At 30.9% G+C, this 23,572-nt stretch carries 25 protein-coding genes; 21 read left to right on the top strand and 4 right to left on the bottom strand.

Annotated features, from left to right (window positions below):
- Window positions 1–5 precede the first annotated feature (5 nt).
- The 11 genes from ASC41_RS13970 to hisIE all read left to right on the top strand — a co-directional run bounded on the left by ASC41_RS13970 (window position 6) and on the right by hisIE (window position 11,798).
- Window positions 6–1,040 carry a hypothetical protein gene (locus ASC41_RS13970; protein WP_055437268.1) on the top strand — a complete coding sequence of 345 codons (1,035 nt, stop codon included), beginning with the start codon at window positions 6–8 and terminating at the stop codon, window positions 1,038–1,040.
- A gap of 23 nt (window positions 1,041–1,063) precedes the next feature.
- Window positions 1,064–3,097: a vWA domain-containing protein gene (locus ASC41_RS13965; protein ID WP_055437267.1), complete on the top strand. Its 2,034-nt coding sequence runs from the start codon at window positions 1,064–1,066 to the stop codon at window positions 3,095–3,097.
- Between the two features lie 20 nt (window positions 3,098–3,117).
- Entirely contained in the window at window positions 3,118–3,930 is an 813-nt protein-coding gene (locus ASC41_RS13960; protein ID WP_055437266.1) for a prohibitin family protein, read from the top strand.
- A 272-nt stretch (window positions 3,931–4,202) separates the two neighbouring features.
- Window positions 4,203–5,060: an ATP phosphoribosyltransferase gene (gene hisG, locus ASC41_RS13955; RefSeq protein ID WP_055437265.1), complete on the top strand. Its 858-nt coding sequence runs from the start codon at window positions 4,203–4,205 to the stop codon at window positions 5,058–5,060.
- Window positions 5,060–6,343 carry a histidinol dehydrogenase gene (hisD, locus tag ASC41_RS13950; protein WP_055437264.1) on the top strand — a complete coding sequence of 428 codons (1,284 nt, stop codon included), beginning with the start codon at window positions 5,060–5,062 and terminating at the stop codon, window positions 6,341–6,343. Before hisG ends, hisD begins: the two co-directional genes overlap by 1 nt.
- Before the next feature lie 87 nt (window positions 6,344–6,430).
- A complete protein-coding gene (gene hisC, locus ASC41_RS13945) occupies window positions 6,431–7,462 on the top strand; it encodes a histidinol-phosphate transaminase (protein ID WP_055437263.1) in 1,032 nt (343 codons plus the stop codon).
- An 84-nt stretch (window positions 7,463–7,546) separates the two neighbouring features.
- Entirely contained in the window at window positions 7,547–8,689 is a 1,143-nt protein-coding gene (gene hisB, locus ASC41_RS13940; protein WP_055437262.1) for a bifunctional histidinol-phosphatase/imidazoleglycerol-phosphate dehydratase HisB, read from the top strand.
- Window positions 8,690–8,777: 88 nt separating this feature from the next.
- A complete protein-coding gene (gene hisH / locus ASC41_RS13935; RefSeq protein ID WP_055437261.1) occupies window positions 8,778–9,359 on the top strand; it encodes an imidazole glycerol phosphate synthase subunit HisH in 582 nt (193 codons plus the stop codon).
- A 133-nt stretch (window positions 9,360–9,492) separates the two neighbouring features.
- Window positions 9,493–10,218: a 1-(5-phosphoribosyl)-5-[(5-phosphoribosylamino)methylideneamino]imidazole-4-carboxamide isomerase gene (gene hisA, locus ASC41_RS13930; protein WP_055437260.1), complete on the top strand. Its 726-nt coding sequence runs from the start codon at window positions 9,493–9,495 to the stop codon at window positions 10,216–10,218.
- Between the two features lie 142 nt (window positions 10,219–10,360).
- Window positions 10,361–11,116 carry an imidazole glycerol phosphate synthase subunit HisF gene (hisF, locus tag ASC41_RS13925; protein WP_055437259.1) on the top strand — a complete coding sequence of 252 codons (756 nt, stop codon included), beginning with the start codon at window positions 10,361–10,363 and terminating at the stop codon, window positions 11,114–11,116.
- Window positions 11,117–11,198: 82 nt separating this feature from the next.
- On the top strand, window positions 11,199–11,798 hold the full coding sequence (gene hisIE, locus ASC41_RS13920; protein ID WP_055437258.1) for a bifunctional phosphoribosyl-AMP cyclohydrolase/phosphoribosyl-ATP diphosphatase HisIE: 600 nt from the start codon (window positions 11,199–11,201) through the stop codon (window positions 11,796–11,798).
- Between the two features lie 60 nt (window positions 11,799–11,858).
- Here hisIE and ASC41_RS13915 read toward each other — a convergent pair whose 3' ends face one another.
- Window positions 11,859–12,275 carry a hypothetical protein gene (locus tag ASC41_RS13915; protein WP_055437257.1) on the bottom strand — a complete coding sequence of 139 codons (417 nt, stop codon included), beginning with the start codon at window positions 12,273–12,275 and terminating at the stop codon, window positions 11,859–11,861.
- Window positions 12,276–12,359: 84 nt separating this feature from the next.
- Between ASC41_RS13915 and ASC41_RS13910 the strand changes: the two genes are divergently transcribed.
- The 6 genes from ASC41_RS13910 to ASC41_RS13890 all read left to right on the top strand — a co-directional run bounded on the left by ASC41_RS13910 (window position 12,360) and on the right by ASC41_RS13890 (window position 16,211).
- Window positions 12,360–13,145, top strand: a complete 786-nt coding sequence (locus ASC41_RS13910; RefSeq protein ID WP_055437256.1) for a tRNA pseudouridine synthase A — start codon at window positions 12,360–12,362, stop codon at window positions 13,143–13,145.
- A 175-nt stretch (window positions 13,146–13,320) separates the two neighbouring features.
- Window positions 13,321–13,824: a Dps family protein gene (locus ASC41_RS13905; protein WP_055437255.1), complete on the top strand. Its 504-nt coding sequence runs from the start codon at window positions 13,321–13,323 to the stop codon at window positions 13,822–13,824.
- A 42-nt stretch (window positions 13,825–13,866) separates the two neighbouring features.
- Entirely contained in the window at window positions 13,867–14,766 is a 900-nt protein-coding gene (locus tag ASC41_RS13900; RefSeq protein ID WP_055437254.1) for a mechanosensitive ion channel family protein, read from the top strand.
- Between the two features lie 47 nt (window positions 14,767–14,813).
- Window positions 14,814–14,969, top strand: a complete 156-nt coding sequence (locus tag ASC41_RS16670; RefSeq protein WP_083477220.1) for a DUF1328 family protein — start codon at window positions 14,814–14,816, stop codon at window positions 14,967–14,969.
- A 103-nt stretch (window positions 14,970–15,072) separates the two neighbouring features.
- Window positions 15,073–15,279, top strand: coding sequence for a hypothetical protein (locus ASC41_RS13895; RefSeq protein ID WP_055437253.1), 207 nt, complete (start codon window positions 15,073–15,075; stop codon window positions 15,277–15,279).
- A 260-nt stretch (window positions 15,280–15,539) separates the two neighbouring features.
- A complete protein-coding gene (locus tag ASC41_RS13890) occupies window positions 15,540–16,211 on the top strand; it encodes a DUF2461 domain-containing protein (protein ID WP_055437252.1) in 672 nt (223 codons plus the stop codon).
- Here the strand turns inward: ASC41_RS13890 and ASC41_RS13885 are convergent.
- A complete protein-coding gene (locus tag ASC41_RS13885) occupies window positions 16,208–16,624 on the bottom strand; it encodes a hypothetical protein (RefSeq protein WP_055437251.1) in 417 nt (138 codons plus the stop codon). The genes ASC41_RS13890 and ASC41_RS13885 overlap by 4 nt on opposite strands.
- Window positions 16,625–16,735: 111 nt before the next feature.
- Here ASC41_RS13885 and ASC41_RS13880 point away from each other — a divergent pair, with 111 nt between their 5' ends.
- Together ASC41_RS13880 and ASC41_RS13875 are read left to right on the top strand one after the other, a co-directional pair.
- Window positions 16,736–17,635, top strand: coding sequence for a DUF72 domain-containing protein (locus ASC41_RS13880; RefSeq protein WP_055437250.1), 900 nt, complete (start codon window positions 16,736–16,738; stop codon window positions 17,633–17,635).
- Window positions 17,632–18,021, top strand: coding sequence for an acyl-CoA thioesterase (locus tag ASC41_RS13875; protein WP_055437249.1), 390 nt, complete (start codon window positions 17,632–17,634; stop codon window positions 18,019–18,021). Before ASC41_RS13880 ends, ASC41_RS13875 begins: the two co-directional genes overlap by 4 nt.
- A 1-nt stretch (window position 18,022) precedes the next feature.
- Here ASC41_RS13875 and ASC41_RS13870 read toward each other — a convergent pair whose 3' ends face one another.
- Entirely contained in the window at window positions 18,023–19,243 is a 1,221-nt protein-coding gene (locus tag ASC41_RS13870; protein WP_055437248.1) for a TlpA disulfide reductase family protein, read from the bottom strand.
- A gap of 40 nt (window positions 19,244–19,283) precedes the next feature.
- The gene (locus tag ASC41_RS13865; protein WP_055437247.1) at window positions 19,284–19,565 is read right to left on the bottom strand and encodes a DUF3817 domain-containing protein; all 282 of its coding nucleotides are present in this window, start codon (window positions 19,563–19,565) and stop codon (window positions 19,284–19,286) included.
- Between the two features lie 85 nt (window positions 19,566–19,650).
- On the opposite strand from ASC41_RS13865, the gene ASC41_RS13860 reads away from it, so the two are divergent.
- Complete coding sequence (locus ASC41_RS13860; RefSeq protein WP_241489676.1) at window positions 19,651–22,503, top strand: M16 family metallopeptidase; 2,853 nt, start codon at window positions 19,651–19,653, stop codon at window positions 22,501–22,503.
- 124 nt (window positions 22,504–22,627) lie between these two features.
- Window positions 22,628–23,545: a serine hydrolase gene (locus ASC41_RS13855; protein ID WP_055437246.1), complete on the top strand. Its 918-nt coding sequence runs from the start codon at window positions 22,628–22,630 to the stop codon at window positions 23,543–23,545.
- Window positions 23,546–23,572: the final 27 nt, after the last annotated feature.

Below are 23,572 nucleotides of genomic sequence, written 5' to 3'. Positions count from 1 at the left end.
TAATTATGAAAAAAATCTCTCTACTATTATTAGGTTTTCTTTTATTTTCTGTTTTGAGCGCGCAAGTAAGTGTTGGTCCAAGACATGTTGGGAAGTCTAAAAAATTTCCAAAAGAACGTCTCGCTAAGTTTAAAGGAACTGAAACTATTTTTGTATTGTCTGATGTTATTGATATTAATGATTATAAAAAAATATTAGACGACTCTTGGAGTATTACACCTTATAAATTAATCTATCGTAAAGATTTTAATTTGTTAGATTATACAGAAGCTAATTATTCTTTCGCGAATTTAGAAGGCTATCATGTAACTAAAACAATGGAATCTGGAGCAGAATTAGAGTATTTATATATTTATATAAACTTTTTTATGCTTGATGGAGAAGGTTTAAAAGAAGGTTTAAGTAAATTAGATAAAAGTAGTTGGAGGTATAAAAAAAAGTATGAGAAAACTTTTGAAGCTAATAAAGAAAAATTAGCAAGAGTAGATTTGTTTCCAAAAGACACTTTTTTACCAACAGCTTTAAAATCTGAGTCTTCTGTGATTATGGATACTATTTATAGTAAAGATGTTTTTTATAACTATAAGTCTGGCTTTTTAAAAAACTATTTTCAAAAAGTAAATAACCAATTAAAAGAAGGTGAAGAGTATTGGATGTATGAAAATGATTTCTTACCAGAATTAAAAAAACTGGCTAAAAAAACGTTGTATATTCCTAACTACCATTTGATTAAATATAATCCTTGGAAAATGAGTTCTGAAAAGGATGAAGATAAGTTTACAGAAGTATTTGAAAACTACGACCATAAATTTGAATTCCAAGATGAAAAAGAAATAGATAGAAGAATATTAGCAGGAGAAGAGTTCTATTATCTTCGATATGTTAGAGTTAATTCTCAAAAATTTGTACATATAGTCAATTCTAAAACAGGTGAAATTGTTTACAGAAATTATGTAGCAGGAATGTTGTCTTCATATAATTTAAAATCAAGACATATTAAGGATATTAATAGCAAAATTAAGAAAGCACTAAAAAAGTAATTTTGTAAATACTACATATAACATTGTCAACAGAAAATATTTTATACATTATACTTGCTGGAGTTGTATCGATTTTACTAGCATTGTTCCAATATAAATACAAAGCAAAAGGTGCATCTAAAAAGAATGCACTTTTTGATTTTTTTCGTTTTTTAACCATTTTCGGAGTTTTATTATTGCTTATCAATCCTAAGTTCGAACAGGTTAAGGTTTATAACGAAAAACCAAATTTAGTATTAGCTGTAGATAATTCTAACTCTATTAAGTATTTAAACCAAGAAGAGAATGTTACTACTATTTTACAAAGCATTCAAAGTAACAAAACACTACAAGATAAGTTTAATATAGATGTCTTTTCCTTCGGAAACACGCTTAACACTATAGATTCATTGTCATTTACAGAGCATCAAACCAATATAGATAAGGCTTTTAAGGAGTTAGGTCAAGTTTATAAAAGAACAGTTTCTCCAGCCATTATTATAAGTGATGGTAATCAAACCTATGGAAACGATTACGAATATGCTGCTAACAAATATAATCAGCCTATTTACCCAATAATTGTTGGTGATACCACGCGTTATTCCGATTTAAAACTAAAGCAACTTAACGTTAATAAGTATGCGTTCTTGAAGAATAAGTTTCCTATAGAAGCTATTTTAGTGTATAATGGAGACGAAAATGTAAGTACAAAGTTTGTTGTAACATCAGGAAAAAACACAGTGTATTCTAAGAATTTAAGTTTTTCGGAAACGGATAATTCTAAAATTTTAAACTTCACTTTACCAGCAAATAGTGTTGGCGTAAAAAGTTACAGAGCATCTTTAATTCCTATTGCGACAGAAAAAAATAAAGTAAATAATTCTAAGAATTTTGCTGTTGAAGTAGTAGATGAAAAAACAAAAGTAGCTATTGTAAGCTCGGTTTTACATCCAGATTTAGGCATGCTTAAAAAGAGTATTGAAACTAACGAGCAACGTGAAGTGGTATTCTTGAATCCACAAGAAGTTGTTAGTCAATTAAATGATTTGCAATTGGTTGTCTTATTTAATCCAAATAATTCATTTAAGACTGTTTTCGATGCTTTAAAGCTTCAAAATAAAAACAAATTCGTAATTGCAGGACCTAAAACGGACTTCAATTTTTTGAATTCTGTAAGCGAGTACTACCAACACGATATCACTTCTCAAACTGAAGATTACCAGCCAGTATTAAATGTAAATTACAGTTCGTTTATTGTGGACGATTTAGATTTCGAATCATTTCCACCTTTACTTGCTAATTTTGGAGAGCCTACTTTTTCGGTTCCTTTTGAAAGTATTCTTTATAAAAAAGTAGGATCTATAAATACTGAAGAACCACTTTTGGCAACTTTCGAAATTAACGAAAGAAGAGAAGCTGTTTTATTTGGAGAAAACCTTTGGAAATGGAGAGCGCAAAGTTTTATTAATACAGATGGTTTTAATGCTTTCGATAATTTTACAGGAAAATTAATACAGTATTTAGCTTCTAATAAACGTAAAAACAGATTAAACCTAGATTACCAATCGTTTTACCAAGGTAGTAGTAATATAATAGTGTCTGCTCAGTTTTTTAATAAAAACTACGAGTTTGATGCTAACGAGAGTTTAAATATCATTTTAACAGACAAAATAAGTAAGACGTCTAAAACAATTCCTTTCATTTTAAAAAACAATAATTATCAAGTCGATTTAAGTACTTTACCAGCTTCAGAGTATGCCTTTACAGTAAAAGCAACAAGCGAAAATATTTCTAAATCAGGTAATTTTAAAATATTAGAATACAATATTGAACAACAGTTTTTAAATGCTAATGTTTCAAAATTAAAATCCATTGCAAGTAAAAATAACGGAAGTATTTATTTTATTGATAATTACGAAGCATTAATAGAAGAATTATCTAACGATGAACGTTACAAACCAATACAAAAAAGCAGTAAAAATATTGTACCTTTAATCGATTGGAAATACCTTCTTGCGCTAATAGCATTAACGCTTGCAATAGAGTGGTTTATGAGAAAATATAATGGATTAATATAAATAATAACAAAAAAGATAAAATGGAGAAATTACCAAAATTAGGATTACCTGTAATTATAGGAATAGTATTAGTGCTATTTTTAGTAGTAAAATCTGCAGTAACTATTGGTCCTGGAGAGGGAGGTGTTATTTTCGAACGTTTAGGAGATGGTATTAATACAGAGAAAACATACGGAGAAGGTTTCCATATTGTTGCACCTTGGAATGATATGATTGTGCGTAAAGTACGTCAGCAGTCAATTTCAGACGAAATGAATGTATTATCTGTAAATGGGTTAGAGGTTAAAGTAAACGGAACTATTTGGTACGAGCCTGAATATGAAAACTTAGGAAAGTTAATTCAAACTAAAGGACAAGATTACGAACGCGAATTATTAGATCCTGCAATAAACGCAGCAGCAAGAAGTGTTGTTGGACGTTATACACCAGAGCAATTGTATTCTAGTAAACGTGATGTAATTGAGCAAGAAATTTTAGACGAAGTAACTAAGTTGTTAGAAGGACAATTTTTAAATGTTAAGCGTGTTTTAGTTGAAGATGTAAAATTGCCACCAACAATTAAGGAAGCAATTGAGCGTAAATTAAAGCAAGAGCAAGAATCTTTAGAGTACGAATTTAGATTAGTAACGGCTTCTAAAGAAGCAGAGAAAGTGATTATCGATGCTAAGGGTAAAGCAGAGTCTAACCGTATATTAAGTGCATCTTTAACAGATAAAATTTTACAAGATAAAGGTATTGAAGCTACGGTTAAATTATCTGAATCACCTAACAGTAAGGTTATTATCATTGGTTCTGGAGATAGTGGAATGCCTATAATTTTAGGGAATCAATAATTTAACCCTGAATTATTAATAAAAACATAAAATTTAGAATAATCTTGCAATTGATTTGGAATTGTAGATTTATTTTAACAATATTTGTTCTCAGAAAAAAAGCAATGAACTTTATTCAATCACATCATCATTTTCATATTTGCACTCAAGCGAACTGATTATGTATTGAATAAAATCAAGATATTATTAAAAACCGTTTGAGCTAATCAAACGGTTTTTTGTATTTATATACTTTCCAAAAGATTTGCTCAAATAAGAAAACAAAAAAAGAAATGAGTAAACTTAGAATTGCAGTACAGAAATCAGGAAGATTAAACGAAGATTCAATGAAACTTCTTAAAGACATTGGTATTTCTATCGAGAATGGAAAAGATCAATTAAAAGCATTGGCTAGAAATTTTCCTTTAGAAGTATTTTATCTACGAAATGGCGATATACCTCAGTATTTAAGAGATGGCGTTGTTGATATTGCTATTATTGGTGAGAATGTATTAATTGAAAAAGGAAACGATTTACCAATTGTAGAACGTTTAGGTTTTTCAAAATGTAAAGTTTCTATTGCAGTACCAAAAGAATCTAATGCATCTAGTTTAAAAGATTTAGAAGGCAAGCGCATAGCTACATCGTATCCAAATACAGTAAATCAATTTTTAGAGAAAAATGGAATTGAAGCAAACCTTCACATTATTAATGGTTCTGTAGAAATTGCGCCAAATATAGGTTTAGCTGATGGTATTTGCGATATTGTTTCTAGTGGAAGCACCTTATTTAAAAATGGTTTAAAAGAAGTAGAAGTACTTTTAACTTCCGAAGCTGTTTTGGCTAAGTCACCAAAGTTAACAGAAGAGAACGCAGCATTATTACAAAAAATTCAGTTTAGAATTCAGTCGGTACTAAGAGGTCAAAACTCAAAATACGTACTGTTAAATGCGCCAAATGATAAATTAGAAGAAATTATTTCAATATTGCCAGGTATGAAAAGTCCAACAGTTTTACCTTTAGCAGAAGCAGGTTGGAGTAGTGTACACTCAGTAATTGATAAAAATTTATTTTGGGACGTTATCGATGAGCTTAAAGCTAAAGGAGCTCAAGGTATATTAGTATGTCCAATTGAAAAAATGGTAATGTAATGAATACTATAATAAACCCAAATAAATCAACTTGGTCACAATTACTAAAAAGACCTACACAAACGGTTGATGACATAGAAAAAACGGTGATTGAAGTTTTTGAAGATGTATCTAAAAATGGCGACGCAGCCATTGCTAAATACACCAAGAAATTTGATAGTTGCGAATTGGTCTCAAATGTTGTTACAGCTGAAGAAATAGAAAAAGCATCTGCATTAGTTCCGGAAGCATTAAAACAAGCAATAAAACAAGCGAAGTTTAATATAGAAGCATTTCACAGTGCTCAAAAAACAGATAAAGTTCAAGTAGAAACCGTAAAAGGTGTGCAATGTTGGCAAGAAAAAAGACCAATTGAAAAGGTTGGTTTATATATTCCAGGCGGCACTGCACCATTATTTTCTACAGTACTAATGTTGGCAACTCCTGCAAATATTGCTGGTTGTAAAGAATTGTTATTATGCACACCACCAAATAAAGAAGGTAAAGTAGCTAACGAAATTTTATACGCGGCAAATTTATGTGGTGTTACTAAAATTATTAAAGTTGGAGGTATTCAAGCCATTGCAGGTTTAACGTTTGGTACAGAAACGATTCCTCAGGTTTATAAAATTTTCGGACCAGGAAATCAGTTCGTAACCGTTGCAAAGCAAATAGCAACCAAGTTTGGTGTTGCTATAGATATGCCAGCTGGACCAAGTGAATTATTAATTGTGGCAGACGATACAGCTAATGCAGCCTATGTTGCTTCAGATTTGTTGAGTCAAGCCGAGCATGGTGCAGATAGCCAAGTTATTTTAGTGTCGACCTCTAAATCTATAATAGAAAAAGTATCAAATGAAGTTGAAAAGCAGTTAGTAGAACTACCAAGAAAAGAAATTGCAACACAAGCGATAGCTAATTCTAAGTTAATTTATGTTGAAAACGATAACATTGCCTTAGAGATGATAAACGAATATGGACCAGAACATTTTATTGTTTGCGTAGAAAATGAAGATTTATACGTTAATAGAATAGCAAATGCTGGCTCAGTATTTATTGGTAATTACACACCAGAAAGCGCTGGAGATTATGCATCTGGAACCAATCATACATTACCAACTAACGGTTTTAGTAAAGCGTATTCTGGAGTGAATTTAGATAGTTTTACAAAAGCGATTACGTTTCAAAAAATAACAAAAGAAGGTATTTTAAATATAGGAAACACTATTGAGTTAATGGCTGAAGCCGAAGGATTACATGCGCATAAAAACGCAGTAACACTAAGATTAACGGATTTAAAGTAGCTATCATTTAGAGCGCAGAGAAGAATCTATAAAAGAATATTATTTTGTCATTCCTACGAAGGCAGGAATCCATTTTTAAGAAACAATATGAATATTAATATAAACAATCTCGTTAGAGACAACATAAAAGCATTAAAACCTTATTCGTCAGCAAGAGATGAGTTTAAAGGTACAGCCGATGTTTTTTTAGATGCAAACGAGAATCCATTTGGAGACTTAAATAGGTATCCAGATCCGCAGCAACAAGAAATTAAAGAAAAGTTAGCGGCACTTAAAACAGTAGAAAAAAATCAAATTTTTATTGGTAATGGTAGCGATGAAGTTATCGATTTAGCATTTCGTATTTTTTGTGAACCAGGAAAAGACAAGGTATTAACGTTTTCGCCAACTTATGGAATGTATGATGTTTCTGCGAATATCAATAATATAGAGATTATAAAACAACCGTTAATTAACGATTTTCAAATTAGCTTAAACCAATTACAACCGTATTTGGATTTCGAAGACATAAAAATTATTTTTATATGTTCGCCAAATAACCCAACAGGAAATAGCATTAATCCTGAAGATATTGAATATGTTTTAGAAAATTTTGAAGGCATCGTTATAGTAGACGAAGCGTACATAGATTTTAGCGCACAAACATCATTTATTAAAAATATTAATAAATATAATAACTTAATAGTAAGCCAAACCTTTAGTAAAGCTTGGGGATTAGCAGGCGTTAGAGTGGGAGTTGCCTATGCAAACGAAGCCATTATAAAATTATATAATCGTGTAAAACCACCTTATAATGTAAGTACTTTAAATCAAGAAGCTGTTTTAAAAAGCTTAAATAATTTTGAAGCAGTTACCGAAAACATTCAAATAATTCTTAAAGAAAGAACAAAGTTAAAAGATGCTTTAAGTAAATTGTCTATAGTTAAAAATATACATCCAACAGATGCCAATTTTTTACTTATAGAGGTTGATAACGCTAACAAAACGTATCAATATTTAATTGAAGAAAAAGTAATTATTAGAAATAGAAACACACAAGTAGACAATTGTGTTCGTATTACTATTGGGACTTCTGAGGAGAATGACCGATTAATAAAAGTTTTAAAAGAAATATCATAGTGTTTTGTCATTCTTGTGCAAACAAGAATCGACAGCATATTATTAACTAAAAAATAGATTCCTATTTTGATAGGAATGACAAAGATGAGCAAGAAAGTATTATTTATAGATAGAGACGGAACATTAGTATTAGAGCCACCAGTGGATTATCAATTAGATAGTTTAGAGAAACTCGAATTCTACCCAAAAGTGTTTCAATATATGGCTAAAATCGCTTCAGAATTGGATTACGAATTGGTAATGGTTACAAATCAAGATGGTTTAGGAACAGATTCTTTTCCAGAAGATACCTTTTGGCCTGCTCAAAATAAGGTAATGAGCGCTTTCGAAAAAGAAGGTGTTGTTTTTACTGAAGTTTTTATAGATAAAACGTTTCCTCATGAAAATGCCGAAACACGCAAACCAAGAACAGGTTTATTAACGCAGTATTTTGATAAAGAAAAATACGATTTAAAAAATTCTTTTGTTTTAGGAGATCGTATTACAGATATGGAATTGGCTAAAAATTTAGGAGCAAAAGGTATCTTTTTATCTGAAGATCCTGAATTAGGAGCAGATGAAATTGAAACTTCTAAACAAGCAATATTAGACTGTATCGCTTTAACAAGTACAGATTGGGAAGCTATTTATGAGTTTTTGAAATTAGAAGATAGAGTCTCTGAAATCACCAGAAACACTAACGAAACTAATATTTACATCAAATTAAATTTAGATGGTTCTGGTAAAAACGATATTGATACTGGTTTATCTTTTTTCGATCATATGTTAGATCAAATTGGTCGTCATGGCGCAATGGATTTAACCATAAAAGTAAAAGGTGATTTAGAAGTAGATGAACACCATACAATTGAAGATACCATGATTGCTTTAGGTGAGTTATTCAATAAAGCTTTAGGGAACAAATTAGGAATAGAACGTTACGGTTTCTGTTTACCAATGGACGATTGCTTAGCGCAAGTAGCAGTAGATTTTGGAGGTAGAAATTGGTTAGAGTGGGAAGCAGATTTTAAACGTGAAAAAATAGGAGATATGCCAACTGAGATGTTTTTCCATTTATTTAAATCGTTTACAGATGGCGCAAAATGTAATTTAAACATAAAAGCTGAAGGTAAAAACGAACACCACAAAATAGAAGGTATTTTTAAAGCCTTTGCAAAAGCTATGAAAATGGCAGTAAAACGCGATTCAAACAAAATGTTTTTACCTTCAACTAAAGGCATGTTGTAAATAGTGTTGTCATTCCTGCGCAGATAGGAATTCTCAAGCTAAAAATAATTAAAAATAGATTCTTGCTTTTTGCAGGAATGACAGAAAAATGAAACTAGTTATAATAAATTACGGAGCAGGAAACATTAAAAGCATACAATTTGCTTTTAAAAGACTTGGTGTAGATGCTATTTTGTCTAACAATCCTGAAGAAATAAAAGCTGCTGATAAAGTGATTTTTCCAGGCGTTGGTGAAGCAAACTCAGCAATGCAAATGCTTAGAGCTTCAGGATTAGACACGCTAATTCCAACTTTAAAACAACCTGTTTTAGGTATTTGTCTGGGTATGCAATTAATGTGTAAATCTTCGGAAGAAGGCAATACAAAAGGTTTAGGGATATTTAATGTTGCTATAAAGCGTTTTTCAAATGTTGTAAAAGTACCGCAAATGGGATGGAACACCATTTCAGATTTAAAATCGCCTTTATTTAAAAATATTGAAGAGGATGCATTTATGTACTTAGTGCATAGTTTTTATGCTGAAGCTTGCAAAGAGCAAATAGCAACCACAAATTACGAGTTTGATTATGCATCTGCTTTACAGAAAGATAATTTTTATGGTGTGCAATTTCACCCAGAGAAATCATCAGTAGTAGGAGAGCAAATTTTAAAGAATTTTTTAGCAATTTAGTGCGTTATTCTGAACTTGATTCAGAATCTAATTGTAAAATATAATGTTTTGTCATTCCGCACTTGATCCGGAATCCACAATAAAAGAATAAGTATTAATTAAAAAGATTTCCCTTTTTACGGGAAGGTAAACTATGAGAATAATACCAGCAATAGATATTATAGACGGAAAATGTGTTCGTTTAAGTAAAGGAGATTATAACACAAAGAAAATATACAACGAAAGTCCGTTAGAAGTAGCTAAGTCTTTCGAAGGTGCAGGAATCCAGTACTTACACGTAGTAGATTTAGATGGCGCAAAAGCAAAACACATTATTAATCATAAGGTTTTGGAGCAAATTGCAACTAAAACGAACTTAAAAATAGATTTTGGAGGAGGACTTAAAACCAATGAAGATTTAAAAATCGCTTTTAATTCTGGTGCTTCACAAATTACTGGAGGAAGTATCGCTGTTAAAAACCCAAAGATTTTTCAAGAATGGTTAACTAAATTTGGAAGCGATAAAATTATTCTTGGAGCCGACTGTAATAACGAAAACATTGCTATTAGTGGTTGGTTAGAAGAAAGTGATTTAAAAGTGATTCCTTTTATACAAGACTATCAAACAAAAGGAGCAAGCTATGTTATTTGTACAGATATTTCTAAAGATGGTATGCTTGAAGGACCAAGTTTTGAGTTGTATGAGCGTATTTTAAAAGAAACCAAGAATCTTAATTTAATAGCTTCTGGAGGAATTTCAACTTTCGATGAGTTGCCTAAGTTAGCCGAGTTAGGTTGCGAAGGTGTTATAATTGGCAAAGCAATTTATGAGAATAGAATAAGCTTAAAACAATTAGAGAATTATATAATTAATAAATAGTTTTTGTCATTCCTGCGTAGGCAGGAATCCACAATAAAAGTAATAGTATAGTTATGTAACACTTGAATAATTAAAATTGTTTCCACGAAAAGAAAATAAAGAACACTAATTAATAAGATTCCTGCCTTCGCAGTAAATAGATATGCTTACAAAACGAATAATACCTTGTTTAGATATTAAAAACGGACGAACAGTAAAAGGCGTAAATTTTGTCGATTTACGAGATGCTGGAGATCCTGTAGAATTAGCCAAACAATATGCTTTAAAAGGAGCAGATGAATTAGTGTTTCTTGATATTTCTGCAACATTAGAAGGTAGAAAAACCATGCATGATATGGTTTTAAAAGTAGCCGAACACGTAAATATTCCGTTTACAGTTGGTGGTGGAATTTCCAGTATTGAAGATGTAGACGCTTTATTAAAATGCGGAGCAGATAAGATTTCTATAAATTCTTCAGCAGTAAAAAGACCAGAATTGGTTAACGAATTGGCGAATAAATTTGGAAGTCAATGTGTTGTAGTTGCTATAGATGCTAAAAATGTAGATGGTAATTGGATTGTGCATTTGGCAGGAGGAACTATTCCAACAAAACTAAATTTATTCGATTGGGCAAAAGAAGTCGAACAACGTGGTGCAGGTGAGATTTTGTTTACGTCTATGGATAATGATGGTACAAAGGATGGTTTTGCAAACGATGCTTTAGCAAAATTATCACAAGAGTTGAATATTCCAATTATAGCTTCAGGAGGAGCAGGAACGATTCAACATTTTGTGGATACCTTTAAAAAGGGAAAGGCAGATGCTGCTTTAGCTGCGAGTGTATTTCATTTTGGAGAAATACCAATTTCAGAATTAAAAGAAGCATTAAAAGAAAATAATATAGCAGTGCGTTTATAATATTACTGTAACAAAGTAAGCGTTTAAAATAAGATTGCCATAGTAAATGAAGATTTGCTTGGTAATAACAAAATAAAACAAAATGAATATAGATTTCAATAAAAACAACGATGGTTTAGTACCTGCAGTTGTACAAGACGCAACAACAAAAAATGTATTAATGTTGGGTTATATGAACGAAGAAGCGTTCAATAAAACAAAGGAAACTAAATTAGTAACCTTTTTTAGTAGAACCAAAAACCGTTTGTGGACTAAAGGTGAAGAAAGTGGCAATGTTTTAAATTTAGTAGATATAAAACTGGATTGCGATAACGATACGTTGTTAATTCAAGTAAATCCAAAAGGTCCAACATGCCATAAAGGAACAGATACGTGTTGGAATGATGAAAATACCGAGAATTTTGGTTTTATTTCAAAATTAGAAAACACTATTGAAAGTAGAGTTAAAGCTGGAGATGCTGAGAAATCTTATGTCGCTTCATTATTTGCTTCTGGTATTAATAAGGTAGCTCAAAAAGTAGGTGAGGAGGCTGTGGAAGTTGTTATTGAAGCAATGGATAGCAACGACGACTTATTTTTAAGTGAAAGTGCAGATTTATTATTTCATTATTTAATGCTTTTACAAGCAAAAGGTTATAAATTAAATGATGTAGTTGCTGTTTTAAAAGGAAGAGAGAAATAAAAAAACATCAATTTTAAAAAAGATAAAATTGATGTTTAATATTTAAGTTTAGGTTGGGTTTTAAGAGATCCAACCTTTTCTTATACCATGTTTTGCCAAGTAAACCAATGCCATACCAACAATAATAATTAAAGGCGTCATAGCATTTGCCATTTCTAAAACAAAAGTTAAATAACTCATTTGTGCAATAGCAGCAATTAGAGAGATTAGTAATATAACATAAGCCCATTTTTTTCTAAGTACTAAAGCTAAACATCCTAAAGTTCCAGCAAATACAGCAATTGCAAATGCTGCGGTGTACCAAACAGGTAAATTAGCATACATTTGTTGGTCTGTTTCAGACATTTGTGCTAGTACTTCGTCGCTCATATTAGCTTGTCCTATATAAGCAACAACTCCCATAGCGTTCCATAGCAGCGCTAAAATAGTTACAATCCAATACCAAATGGGTACTTTTTTAGTTTCAATTTCTGTCATTATTTTTAAGTTTTAGTCAGTTTTTTATAATTACAAGGTATAAAAATTTTGCCATTTTTATTAAATTAGGTTACTTGCACCGCTATGGCATTTAATAAAAAATATTTCTACTTAATAACTATTCAATATTTGGGCTACCGTTTTCACGGTTGGCAAAAACAACCTAATGTAAAGACCTTGCATTTAATGGTGGATAGAACTCTAAATTTTATTTTAGAAGGGAAACGTTTTAAAAGTTTAGCTTCTGGTAGAACAGATGCTATGGTGTCTGCCGAGGAAGCTGCTATCGAATTATTTTTATACGAACCAATTGAAGATTTTGATACCTTTTTAGAGCTATTTAATAGAAATTTACCTCAAGATATTCGTGCGCTTACCATTAAAGAAGTAGATGCAGAATTTAATATAATACAACATTCTAAAATAAAGGAGTATTTATATTTGTTTGCTTTTGGAGATAAGTTTCATCCTTTTTGTGCGCCTATTCTTACTACTATTTTAGACGATTTAGATATTAATTTAATGATTGAGGCTGCTAAATTATTTGAAGGTGAACATTATCTTAAAAACTATTGTTATAAACCTACAGATAATGGTATTTATAATAGAACGATTATTAAATGCGAGATTATAGAAAACACTATTTATACCGCAAACTTCTTTCCTAAAAAAAGTTATATGCTTCGCGTAAAAGGAAAAGGCTTCATGAGAAATCAAATACGCTTAATTATGGGCGCCTTGATAGAAGTAGGTCAAGGAAAACGAACTTTAAAGGATATAGAATCTAGTTTAACACCAGAGTTTGAAGGTAATATTTATTATGTGGCACCTGCTTCTGGGCTAATTTTAAAAGGTATTGAATTCGAGTAAATCTTGAATTATTCTCCTAATTTTACATTTTAACACTTTTTTATTAAGAAAACACCACTATTTTAGGGTGTTTATTGGAATTCTATAACATTCTTAAAAAATCATATAACACGTCTGCTTCATTTGTGTTGCATCTTTGTACCAGAGATAATAACAACCTTAAAAAACAGACGATATGAATTATTTGAATATGAAAGATGAAAAGTTAATTCCTGTAGTAATGGAGTTAAATTCGTTGTTAGCAGATTACAACATTTATTACCAAAAACTAAGAAGCTTTCACTGGAATGTTTTAGGAAAAAACTTTTTCGATTTACACATCCAGTTTGAAGACATGTATAACGATGCTAAAGTAAAAATTGACGCAATAGCAGAACGTATACTTACCTTAAGGCATCATCCTGTGAGTAATTTTAGCGATTACTTAAAAATTTCATCAATAGAAGAAGCTTCAGTTTTAGCTACAGATCAAGAAATGGTAGAGATATTATTAAATGATCATAAAACCATTCTTGCTCAAATGACAGATGTTATTTCAAAATCTGAAAAAGTAGGTGATGAAGGAACAATAGATTTAATTGGTGCGTACATACGTGAATTAGAAAAATCTAGTTGGATGTTAAATGCTTGGTCTAAAAGTACAGACGAACAACTTAAGAAAGATGAAATTAAGAGTTAGTATTAAGTAGTATACTTAATTATTAACCTCAAATAACAAACGATGACAGACGAATTAAACACAGCATACGAACTAATATCAGGTAAATTAATAGGTTGGTTAAATACCTTTGTAAAAAACTTACCAAATCTTGTAATTGCAATTATAGTACTAATAGTATTTTATTTCATTGCTAAATATGTTTCTCGATTAATAGGGAAGCTAATTTCTAGAAAAGTAGAACAAGATTCATTAGTTAATATTATCACCAAAATAACAAGCATTACTATTATAGCGGTAGGATTGTTTCTTGCTTTAGGTGTAATGAATTTAAGTAAAACTTTAGAAACCTTAATTGGAGCCGCAGGTGTCTCTGGTTTAGTAATAGGTTTAGCTTTACAAGGCACGCTTAGCAACACTTTTGCTGGTATTGTATTGAGTTTTAGAAAAAGTATAGAACTAGGTAATTGGGTAGAAACAAATGGCTTTTCAGGAGAAGTTGTAGAGATTAGCTTAAAAAACTTTGTAGTTAAAGAAGCTGATAATAATATGGTACTTATCCCAAACAAATCAATTTTAGAGAATCCAGTGAAAAACTACTCTTTAACTACAAAAATGAGAATTTTCTTAGAATGTGGTGTTGGTTACGAGTCAGATTTAGATGAAGTTGAAGCATTAACAAAACAGACTGTTGCAGATACATTCGATCAAATAAACTCGCCAGACGACGTAGAATTCTATTACACAGAGTACGGTGGGAGTTCAATAAATTATCTATGTAGATTTTGGATAGAATCTGAAAATGCACTAGAGAAAATGAAAGCAAAAAGTAAGGCTATTATAGAAATTAAAAAGGCTTACGATAAAAAAGATATTAATATACCATTTCCTATTAGAACGCTACAGTTTGATAACAAGTTGAGCTTAGATTATAATAAGGAATTAGAATTGTCACAAAACTAAAAATTAGTTTTTTGAAATACATTTATTAACCATTAAAAACAAAAATTATGTTACGTTGGACCATTACATTTATTATAATTGCAATTATAGCTGGAGTCTTAGGATTTGGTGGTATTGCAGGAGGAGCGGCAGGAATAGCTAAAATATGTTTCTTTATATTTCTAGTATTATTTGTGTTATCTTTAATTAGAGGAAGAAGATAATTTTTTCATTTTTTTTAAAAAATAAGCTAAACTTTTTGTTAAAGATATTTAGTTTAATTGTAGATTTATTCTAATGTTTAACCATTAAAAAAAACAGCAAAAAATGAAAAAAATATCATATTTATTAGTCTTAATGTTTTCGTTATCTATAGTATTAACAGGATGTAGAGAAGAAAAGAAAACACCGGAAGAAACAATTGAAGAAATTATTGAAGATGCAGGAGATGAGATCGATGATGCTTCCGACGATGTACAAGATGCCATTGAAGATGTAGAAGAGGAAATCGAAGAGATTAATGACGAATCTTAATAACTATTAAAAATACTAAAAATGAAAAAATTACCATATTTATTTATTTATAGCTTTATTTACAATGTCTATAGCTTTAACAAGCTGTAGAGAAGAGTCAACCGGAGACAAGATTGAAAATGCCGTTGAAGATGTTGCAGATGATATTGATGATGCAGTAGATTAATTTTAATAATAAGTTTTTAGTTAGAGTCTCAGTTTCAAAATATTGAAACTGAGACTTTTTTTGTATTTTTATAGTCCAATTTCAAACGCAGTTTATGATTTCAAAAAACGTATTTAATTTTTTAAAAAAATTAGAAAAGAACAACAACCGAGACTGGTTTAACGATAATAAACCAGAGTTTAAAACATTAGAAACCGAGGTTAAAAGTTTTTATAATACTATAAATGAAAGATTAAATACTCACGATGAAACAGATAAGGTAAAAGTATTCAGGATTTATCGCGATGTCCGTTTCTCGAAAAATAAGCAACCGTATAAAACACATCTTGGTGGTTCTTTTCATAGAGTAAAACCTAGATTACGTGGTGGTTACTATTTCCATATTCAACCTAATAACGAAAGCTTTATCGCTACAGGTTTTTGGGATCCTGCAAAAGAAGATCTATTACGAATTAGAAAAGAATTTGAAATGGACGACGAGGAAATAAGAGCAATAATCAATAATAAAGACTTTAAATCTGTTTGGGGAGAATTAGAAGGAGAGGAGTTAAAAACAGCTCCAAAAGGCTTCGATAAAGAACATGCTTCTATAGATTTAATACGAAAGAAACAGTTTGTTTTTACTAAAAAACTAACAGATAAAGAGGTGCAAAGTAAAGAATTACTAGATATTATAGATAATGCATTTGTTACTATCCGCCCATATTTCGATTATATGAGTGCTATTTTAACAACAGATTTAAATGGAGAATCTCTAATAGATTAAATAGCGTTAAGTGCTTCAGTTTTTTCAAACAGCTGGATGTTACTTTGCAAGCGTTGTATTACTAAATTCATCATGCGTTTATTTAATGCAGAAGAATTTTCTATGTAAAGGGAATACTCTTCGGTAGTAAATTGCCCAATAATCATTCCTTTTAGAGAGTTTCTAAGCTTAATGTCTTTATGTATTGCGTTGTCAATATAATGCAAACGTTTATCTAAAGTAAGCTCATAAAACACATTTTTATGTTTTGCAATATAGTTTCTAAAGACAGCCACAAGTAAATCATTTTGTAATTTAATAATGGGACGTAGCGTAACGTTTTGAAAACGTTCACCTTTACTCATATTATCACTTATTTTAATCGTATTTATTATTGGTCTAATGTCTAATAACTGCAAATCTCTAGTTGTCATGATTATAAGTGTTTCTATAAAATTATTAATTATAACGGTATAACCATTTCATATAGAAATTTCTTGTTAACGGTCTTATCAACAATTACCTTTATAATAAATTAATATTAGATGAAATTTGGAAGCGTAGACCATCCAGAATTAATAGACTTTACTTTACCAAAAGACCATAAAGACACTAAACGTGTGCTTAATTTGGTAAAGGATAATAATGTGCCAGAAATATATGTTGGTTGTGCCAAATGGAATAGAGCAGACCTAAAAGGTTTTTATCCAAGAGGAACAAAAGATGAATTGGCTTATTATGCTTCGCAATTTAATTCTATTGAATTAAACGCAACTTTTTATCGCATTTTTCCATCAGAGCAGTTTGCTAAATGGTATGATAAGACACCATCGCATTTTAAATTTTTTCCTAAACTGAATCAGGAAATTTCGCATTGGAAACGTTTAAAAGATACAAACGCTGTAGTTGAAAATTATTTATATAATGCTTCAAATTTAAAAGAAAAACTAGGAACCATTTTTTTGCAAATGCATTCTAATTTTGCACCTAAAGATTATTCTCGTGTGGTAGATTTTATTGAGCATTGGCCAAAAGAGATTCCTTTAGCCGTAGAGTTTAGACACACAGATTGGTATAATACAGAGATTGCTGAAAAACTATTTCAACTTTTAGAAGCAAACAATATTTCTAATATTATTGTCGATTCTGCTGGAAGACGAGACATTATGCACATGCGTTTAACAAACAGTACTGCCTTTGTGCGCTATGTTGGTGCAAACCATCCAAGTGATTATGCAAGGTTAGACGATTGGGTAGAACGTATTAAAGACTGGAAAACACAAGGTATTAAAGAGATTGATTTCTTTATTCATCAAAATTTAGAAGTAGAATCGCCTTTGCTTTCAGCATATTTTATAAAAAAATTAAACAACGAACTTGGTTACGATTTAAAAGTTCCAAACGAGGACACTATCGCGCCACAACAAAACTTATTTACATTATGAGATTTCACACAAGAAAATGGGTAAAACCCGAAGATTTAAATCCGAATGGCACTTTATTTGGTGGCCGTTTATTAGCATGGATAGATGAAGAAGCAGCACTTTATACTGTAGTACAATTAAACAATTCGAAAATTGTAACCAAGTATATGAGTGAAATAAATTTTAATAGTAAAGCCGTAGAAGGTGATATTGTTGAAATAGGAATGGAAGTTAAGGTTTTTGGAAAGTCGTCAATCACATTAAAAAGTGAAGTAAGAAACATGATGACAAGAGAAACCATTATTACAGTAGAAGATATTATTATGGTTAACCTTGGAGACGATGGTAAACCAAAACCGCATGGGAAAACTAAAATTGAATATATAAAAGACAGGCTAAAAGAGTAATTTACTCTTTTAGCAATTGCTGTATTCTAGATTCTAAAGCGCTACCCGAAATTTTTTCGCTAGCAATATTTCCATTTTTATCTATTAATATTTTATAAGGAATAGATTCTACGCCATAGCGAAAAGCTATGTTTTTATTTTTATCAATTACATGGTAATCCCAAGTTAAACCGTCTGCGGCTATGGCATTTAGCCATTGTGCTTCTGCCTTGTCTTCACTCACGCTTAGTATTTCGAAGCCTTGGCTTTTATATTTTTTGTGTAATGCTACTAAGGTTGGGTTTGTTGCTCGGCATGGTCCACACCAGCTCGCCCAAAAATCTACTAAAACCACTTTACCTTTAGGTATGGATTTAAAAGAAATAGTCTCGCCGTAAGGATTTAAGCCACTTATTTTATAAGCTTTTGGTCTGTATTCACCTGTAAAATTCTCTTCAACTTTTTTCGCTACTACAACAGGTAAGCGTTCTTCAATTTTAGACTCTTTTTCTACAATTAAAGAATCTATAAACTTAGAGATATCTAAATCTCTAATTTCTGGAGATAGACCATTGTAAAGCGACCTCAGTGTTTTTGTATTATAAGTAGTAATGTTTTCTTTTATTAAAAAAGCAGCGACATAAGAGTTCGGGTGGTCTTTAATATAGGTTTCAATAAAACTATTTTGTTCTGCAAATAATGCTAAACGATCTTGTTTTAGTTTCTTTATGTTTTCTGCAGAAAAATTTCCTTTTAAACCGTAATACAAAGCCATGCCTTTGTCTTTAAAAACAGTCATTTGCGAAATGTAATCGTTATATTCTTTTTGTACAGTAGAAGTAGAGTATGCTGTTGAGTGATCGATACGTTTATTTAAAAACACATTTATTTCTGATGCATCAACTAATATAGAAAAACCTTTATTTTTGTTTCTAATTTCCGAAACACGATACATCGCAGGTATTTCTGCTAAACCTTTAAATTGAAATTTAGCATCACTAACCTTTGTAGAATCTACTAAAGCAAAAGAATCATCTTCAGCTTTAAAAAGATAAATGTTTGTGTTATCTAATGAGAACGAAGTTCCTTTAATTAGAAACTCGTTATCATCTTTTATAGAAGTTACTTGTTCTTCAACAGTTTCCTTTTGTATTTCTAAAGTCTTTTCAGGTTTAGAAGATTGTTTACACTGAAACAATAAAAAACTAGCTATTATGATAGAAAAACGAGGGAAATTGGACATAAATTCAGTATTAATTACCGAATAATACAACAATTTTTAATTATGCTAAGGGTTTTAAATACTTTTTATCGACATAGAACGTTCCAAAAGGTATAAGAGAACCTAATAAAATGATAATAAATGATTTAGTATCCCATTTGTATGTAATACGTAAAAACACTGCTAATGCAACATAAGCGACAAAAAGTAAACCATGAGGCATACCAAGTAGTTTCACAAGTTCATCGTTACCATCAGGCATACGTTTATATATTGCTGCTCCTGCTAATAATAAGTACGAAACACCTTCTAATAAAGCTACAATTCTAAATGTTTTAAGCATAATCTTTTTTTAGATTTTAAAAATGTAAAGTTAAGTAATGTCATATTTCATTCCTCATTTATTTATAATAATTATCTTTATCAAAATGAATAAAACAATCAACATGCGTTTATTAAATAAAACACTCTTATTAGGTACTATTTTATTTTCAATAAGCTGCTCTAATAAAGAAGCAGAAGTAGAAGTAGAAACTAAAACAGTAGATTTTAAAATTGACTACGAAAAATTTACTTTAGACAATGGTTTAGAAGTTATTTTACACGAAGACCATAGCGATCCTATTGTGGCAGTTGCTACCATGATGCATGTGGGTTCTAATAGAGAAAAACCTGGTCGTACTGGTTTTGCACACTTTTTCGAGCACATGAGTTTTAACGACAGCGAAAATGTTCCTGTTGGAGCAAATCGTAAAATGATACCTGAGTGGGGAGGTAGCAGAAATGGAGGAACTTCTAACGATTATACGGTGTATTATGAAGTAGTACCAAAAGACGCATTCGAGAAAATACTTTGGATAGATTCAGATCGTTTTGGATATATGATTAATACCGTAACTACCGAAGCTTTAGAGCGCGAAAAACAAGTGGTTAAAAACGAAAAGCGCCAACGTGTAGATAACGCAGCTTATGGTTATACAGACGAGATTAAACGTAAAAACCTGTATCCAGAAACGCATCCATACAATTGGACAGTAATCGGTGCTTTACCAGATTTACAAGCGGCAACAATAGAAGATGTTAAAGATTTCTACAAACAATATTATGGTGCAAGTAATGCTTCTTTAGTTATTGCTGGAGATATTGATATTAATGAAACAAAAGCACTCGTAAAAAAATGGTTTGGAGAAATACCTAGCGGTCCAGAAGTAGAGAGTTTGGAGCCAATGCCTGTTACTTTAAGTGAAACAAAATCATTGTACTTTGAAGATGGTTTTGCAAAACTACCAGAGCTACGCATGACGTTTCCTACGGTAGAAGAATATAACAAAGATAAATATGCACTAGAAATTTTAGGTCAGTTATTAAGTGGAAGTAAAAAAGCACCATTATACAAAACCATTGTAGAGGAACAAAAATTAGCACCTAATGTTGGTACTTACCAAAGTAGTAGTGAACTAGCAGGAGAATTTGTTTTTAGAGTAAGAGCTAATGCAGGTACAGATTTAGACTTAGTAAAAGCAGCGGTAGACGAAGGTTTGTTGCGTTTTGAAAAAGAAGGTGTAAACGAAAAAGATTTAAAGCGTATTAAAGCAGAATTAGAAACTAGCTTGTTTAGAGGTGTAAGTACTGTTTTAAACAAAGCGTTTCAGTTGGTAGAAGATAATGAGTTTAACGGAGATCCAAGTTATATCACACAAACCGCTAAGTTAACCAATGCAGTTACTGCAGAAGATGTTATGCGTGTGTACACTAAATACTTAAAGGATAAGAATTATGTAATGACGAGTGTTGTGCCAAAAGGAAATTTAGATTTAGCTGTAGCTGAAGCTGAATTAGCTACCGTATGGATTGAAGAAGTTAAAAAAGATGTTGCTAATGAAGAAGTAAGCCAAGGTGCAGAAGCTGTTTACACTAAAACAGAATCTAAACACGATAGAAGCGAACCTGGTTATGGTAAATTACCATTGTTTAAATCACCAACCGTTTGGACAGATGCTTTAAGTAATGGTATGAAAGTTTACGGTATAGAAAATAACGAAGTGCCTTTAGTGCAATTCGATATTACTATTCCTGGCGGACATTTATTAGATCCTATTAATAAATCTGGTGTTGCTAATTTGCTAGCCGATTTAATGATGGAAGGTACAGCAAACAAAACATCGGCAGATTTGGAAGAAGCTATTGGCTTATTAGGCGCAAATATTAACACCTATTCAACATTCGAAGATTTTCATATTATAGGTTCTTGTTTGGCTAAAAATTTCGATGAGACTATGGCATTGGTAAAAGAGATTATTCTAGAGCCGCGTTGGGATGAAAATGAATATAACAGACTTAAAACAGCTTTAGAAACCAACTTAAAAGGTAATGAGGCTAATCCTAATAGTATTGCATCATTGGTTTATAACAAGTTAATATATGGCGAAAATCATATATTTTCGGTGCCAAGTTCTGGAACACCAGAATCTACAAATGCTATTACTATTCAGGATTTAAAAGATTATTACCAAAAACTGTCACCAGAAAAAGCAACATTTCATATTGCTGGTGCATTAGACAAAACAGCTATTAAAAACACACTAGCTTCTATAAATAATTGGAAGACTAAAAGTGTCGTTATTCCAGAGTACAAATTACCAGAAAATACAACTAAAAATCAATTGTATTTTGTAGACTTTCCAGGCGCAAAACAATCTGTAATATTAATAGGTAAATCGGTATTATCCCAAGAAAATGAAGATGCAAATAATTTAGGTTTTGCAAACGAAATTATTGGAGGTGGATCTAGTGGTAAATTATTTCAAACGTTAAGAATTGGTAAAGGTTACACCTATGGAGCATACTCAAGTATAGTGGCTAATAAAACAGTATCTCCTTTTACTATTAGAACAAGTGTAAGAGCAAATGCTACTTTAAAATCCTTAGAAATAATTAAAGACATGGTTTCTAATTATGCTAAAGATTTTTCTGAAACAGAAGTAGAGCTTACCAAAAATAAAATACTGAAAGGTAATACTAGAGCTTTCGAAAGTTTAGGAGCACAATTAGGTATGCTTAGAAAAATTAGTAAATACAATTTAGCTAAAACATTTACAGAAAACGATCAAGAGGAATTGGTAAATATGTCTTTAGAAGATTATAAAAACATAATCAATAAATACTTGGTTGAAGAAGACATGATTTATGTAATTGTTGGTGATAAAGCGACTCAGTTTGAGGACGTTAAAAAGCTAAATAAATCTATTGTTGAATTAGATATTTATGGAAATAAAATGTAAATTTTAAATAACTGAAAAACAGTAAATTAAATCTAAAAAATTAACATTTATTTAGATAAAAAAACACGATATTTGGCGCGTAATTTGTAAATTATACTTGTTACATTAAAACTTAAAAAATTAAATGAATAACACAATAAGAACTTCCGTTTCAATACTAGTGTTTTTGATAAGTATATTAGGTTTTTCACAAAATGAATTACCACTAAAGAGTACAAGATTAGAAATTGATCCCATTGCAGATTTACAGAATGCAGATTTGCAAAAAATATTGCAAACCGAAATTTATAAGAATTCTGAGTGGAAAGGACTAATTCAAAATAAGAAGATGTCCATAGCTATTGTAGATTTAACAGACCAATGTAACATTAAATATGCCGGTTTAAATGACGACCACATGATGTATGCTGCAAGCTTACCTAAAATTGCTATTTTGTTAGCAGCTATGGATGCCATAGATAAAGGTGAGTTACAAGACACAAAGGAAGTTAGAAACGACATGAGATTAATGATTAGTAAATCTAACAATCAAGCTTCTACAAGAATGATTGATCGTGTTGGGTACGATAAAATTGAAGCTGTTTTAAGAGCGCCTAAAAATAAACTTTACGACGAAGAAGTTGGTGGTGGTTTATGGGTTGGAAAACGTTATGCGGCAGGTGGTAAGCGCCATCCAGAACCTATGAAAGGTTTAAGTCATGCGGCAACAACAAAACAAGTATGTAGTTTTTATTATCAGTTAGCAATGGGTAACTTAGTTAGTAATGCACGTTCTAAAGAGATGTTAGATATAATGAAAGATCCTGCATTACACCATAAGTTTGTTAACACGCTTGATAAAATAGCGCCTAAAGCAACAATTTATAGAAAATCGGGTTCTTGGAAAAACTACCATGCAGATTCTGCTCTTGTTTGGGGACCAAAACGCAAGTATATTATTGTAGCACTAATTGAAAACGATTTAGGAGAGCAAATCACGAGAAATTTAGTGGTACCAATAGAAAAAGTTTTAAAGAAATCTCATTCTTCACTAAAAGTATAAAGTACTTTATTTGCCTTTACTAAAAAA

Origin of the sequence: Lacinutrix algicola, assembly GCF_001418085.1 — a bacterium.
GTDB lineage: Bacteria > Bacteroidota > Bacteroidia > Flavobacteriales > Flavobacteriaceae > Lacinutrix > Lacinutrix algicola.
Note: the sequence above shows the minus strand (reverse complement) of the source record. Positions and strands in the feature narration are given on the sequence as shown.

Excerpts from the sequence above, each read along its gene's own strand:
- ASC41_RS13970 (WP_055437268.1), top strand. The coding sequence starts at position 6 with ATGAAAAAAATCTCTCTACTATTATTAGGTTTTCTTTTATTTTCTGTT.
- ASC41_RS13960 (WP_055437266.1), top strand. The coding sequence starts at position 3,118 with ATGGAGAAATTACCAAAATTAGGATTACCTGTAATTATAGGAATAGTA.
- hisG (WP_055437265.1), top strand. The coding sequence starts at position 4,203 with ATGAGTAAACTTAGAATTGCAGTACAGAAATCAGGAAGATTAAACGAA.
- hisD (WP_055437264.1), top strand. The coding sequence starts at position 5,060 with ATGAATACTATAATAAACCCAAATAAATCAACTTGGTCACAATTACTA.
- hisC (WP_055437263.1), top strand. The coding sequence starts at position 6,431 with ATGAATATTAATATAAACAATCTCGTTAGAGACAACATAAAAGCATTA.
- hisB (WP_055437262.1), top strand. The coding sequence starts at position 7,547 with ATGAGCAAGAAAGTATTATTTATAGATAGAGACGGAACATTAGTATTA.
- hisH (WP_055437261.1), top strand. The coding sequence starts at position 8,778 with ATGAAACTAGTTATAATAAATTACGGAGCAGGAAACATTAAAAGCATA.
- hisA (WP_055437260.1), top strand. The coding sequence starts at position 9,493 with ATGAGAATAATACCAGCAATAGATATTATAGACGGAAAATGTGTTCGT.
- hisF (WP_055437259.1), top strand. The coding sequence starts at position 10,361 with ATGCTTACAAAACGAATAATACCTTGTTTAGATATTAAAAACGGACGA.
- hisIE (WP_055437258.1), top strand. The coding sequence starts at position 11,199 with ATGAATATAGATTTCAATAAAAACAACGATGGTTTAGTACCTGCAGTT.
- ASC41_RS13915 (WP_055437257.1), bottom strand. The coding sequence starts at position 12,275 with ATGACAGAAATTGAAACTAAAAAAGTACCCATTTGGTATTGGATTGTA.
- ASC41_RS13910 (WP_055437256.1), top strand. The coding sequence starts at position 12,360 with ATGGCATTTAATAAAAAATATTTCTACTTAATAACTATTCAATATTTG.
- ASC41_RS13905 (WP_055437255.1), top strand. The coding sequence starts at position 13,321 with ATGAATTATTTGAATATGAAAGATGAAAAGTTAATTCCTGTAGTAATG.
- ASC41_RS13900 (WP_055437254.1), top strand. The coding sequence starts at position 13,867 with ATGACAGACGAATTAAACACAGCATACGAACTAATATCAGGTAAATTA.
- ASC41_RS16670 (WP_083477220.1), top strand. The coding sequence starts at position 14,814 with ATGTTACGTTGGACCATTACATTTATTATAATTGCAATTATAGCTGGA.
- ASC41_RS13895 (WP_055437253.1), top strand. The coding sequence starts at position 15,073 with ATGAAAAAAATATCATATTTATTAGTCTTAATGTTTTCGTTATCTATA.
- ASC41_RS13890 (WP_055437252.1), top strand. The coding sequence starts at position 15,540 with ATGATTTCAAAAAACGTATTTAATTTTTTAAAAAAATTAGAAAAGAAC.
- ASC41_RS13885 (WP_055437251.1), bottom strand. The coding sequence starts at position 16,624 with ATGACAACTAGAGATTTGCAGTTATTAGACATTAGACCAATAATAAAT.
- ASC41_RS13880 (WP_055437250.1), top strand. The coding sequence starts at position 16,736 with ATGAAATTTGGAAGCGTAGACCATCCAGAATTAATAGACTTTACTTTA.
- ASC41_RS13875 (WP_055437249.1), top strand. The coding sequence starts at position 17,632 with ATGAGATTTCACACAAGAAAATGGGTAAAACCCGAAGATTTAAATCCG.
- ASC41_RS13870 (WP_055437248.1), bottom strand. The coding sequence starts at position 19,243 with ATGTCCAATTTCCCTCGTTTTTCTATCATAATAGCTAGTTTTTTATTG.
- ASC41_RS13865 (WP_055437247.1), bottom strand. The coding sequence starts at position 19,565 with ATGCTTAAAACATTTAGAATTGTAGCTTTATTAGAAGGTGTTTCGTAC.
- ASC41_RS13860 (WP_241489676.1), top strand. The coding sequence starts at position 19,651 with ATGAATAAAACAATCAACATGCGTTTATTAAATAAAACACTCTTATTA.
- ASC41_RS13855 (WP_055437246.1), top strand. The coding sequence starts at position 22,628 with ATGAATAACACAATAAGAACTTCCGTTTCAATACTAGTGTTTTTGATA.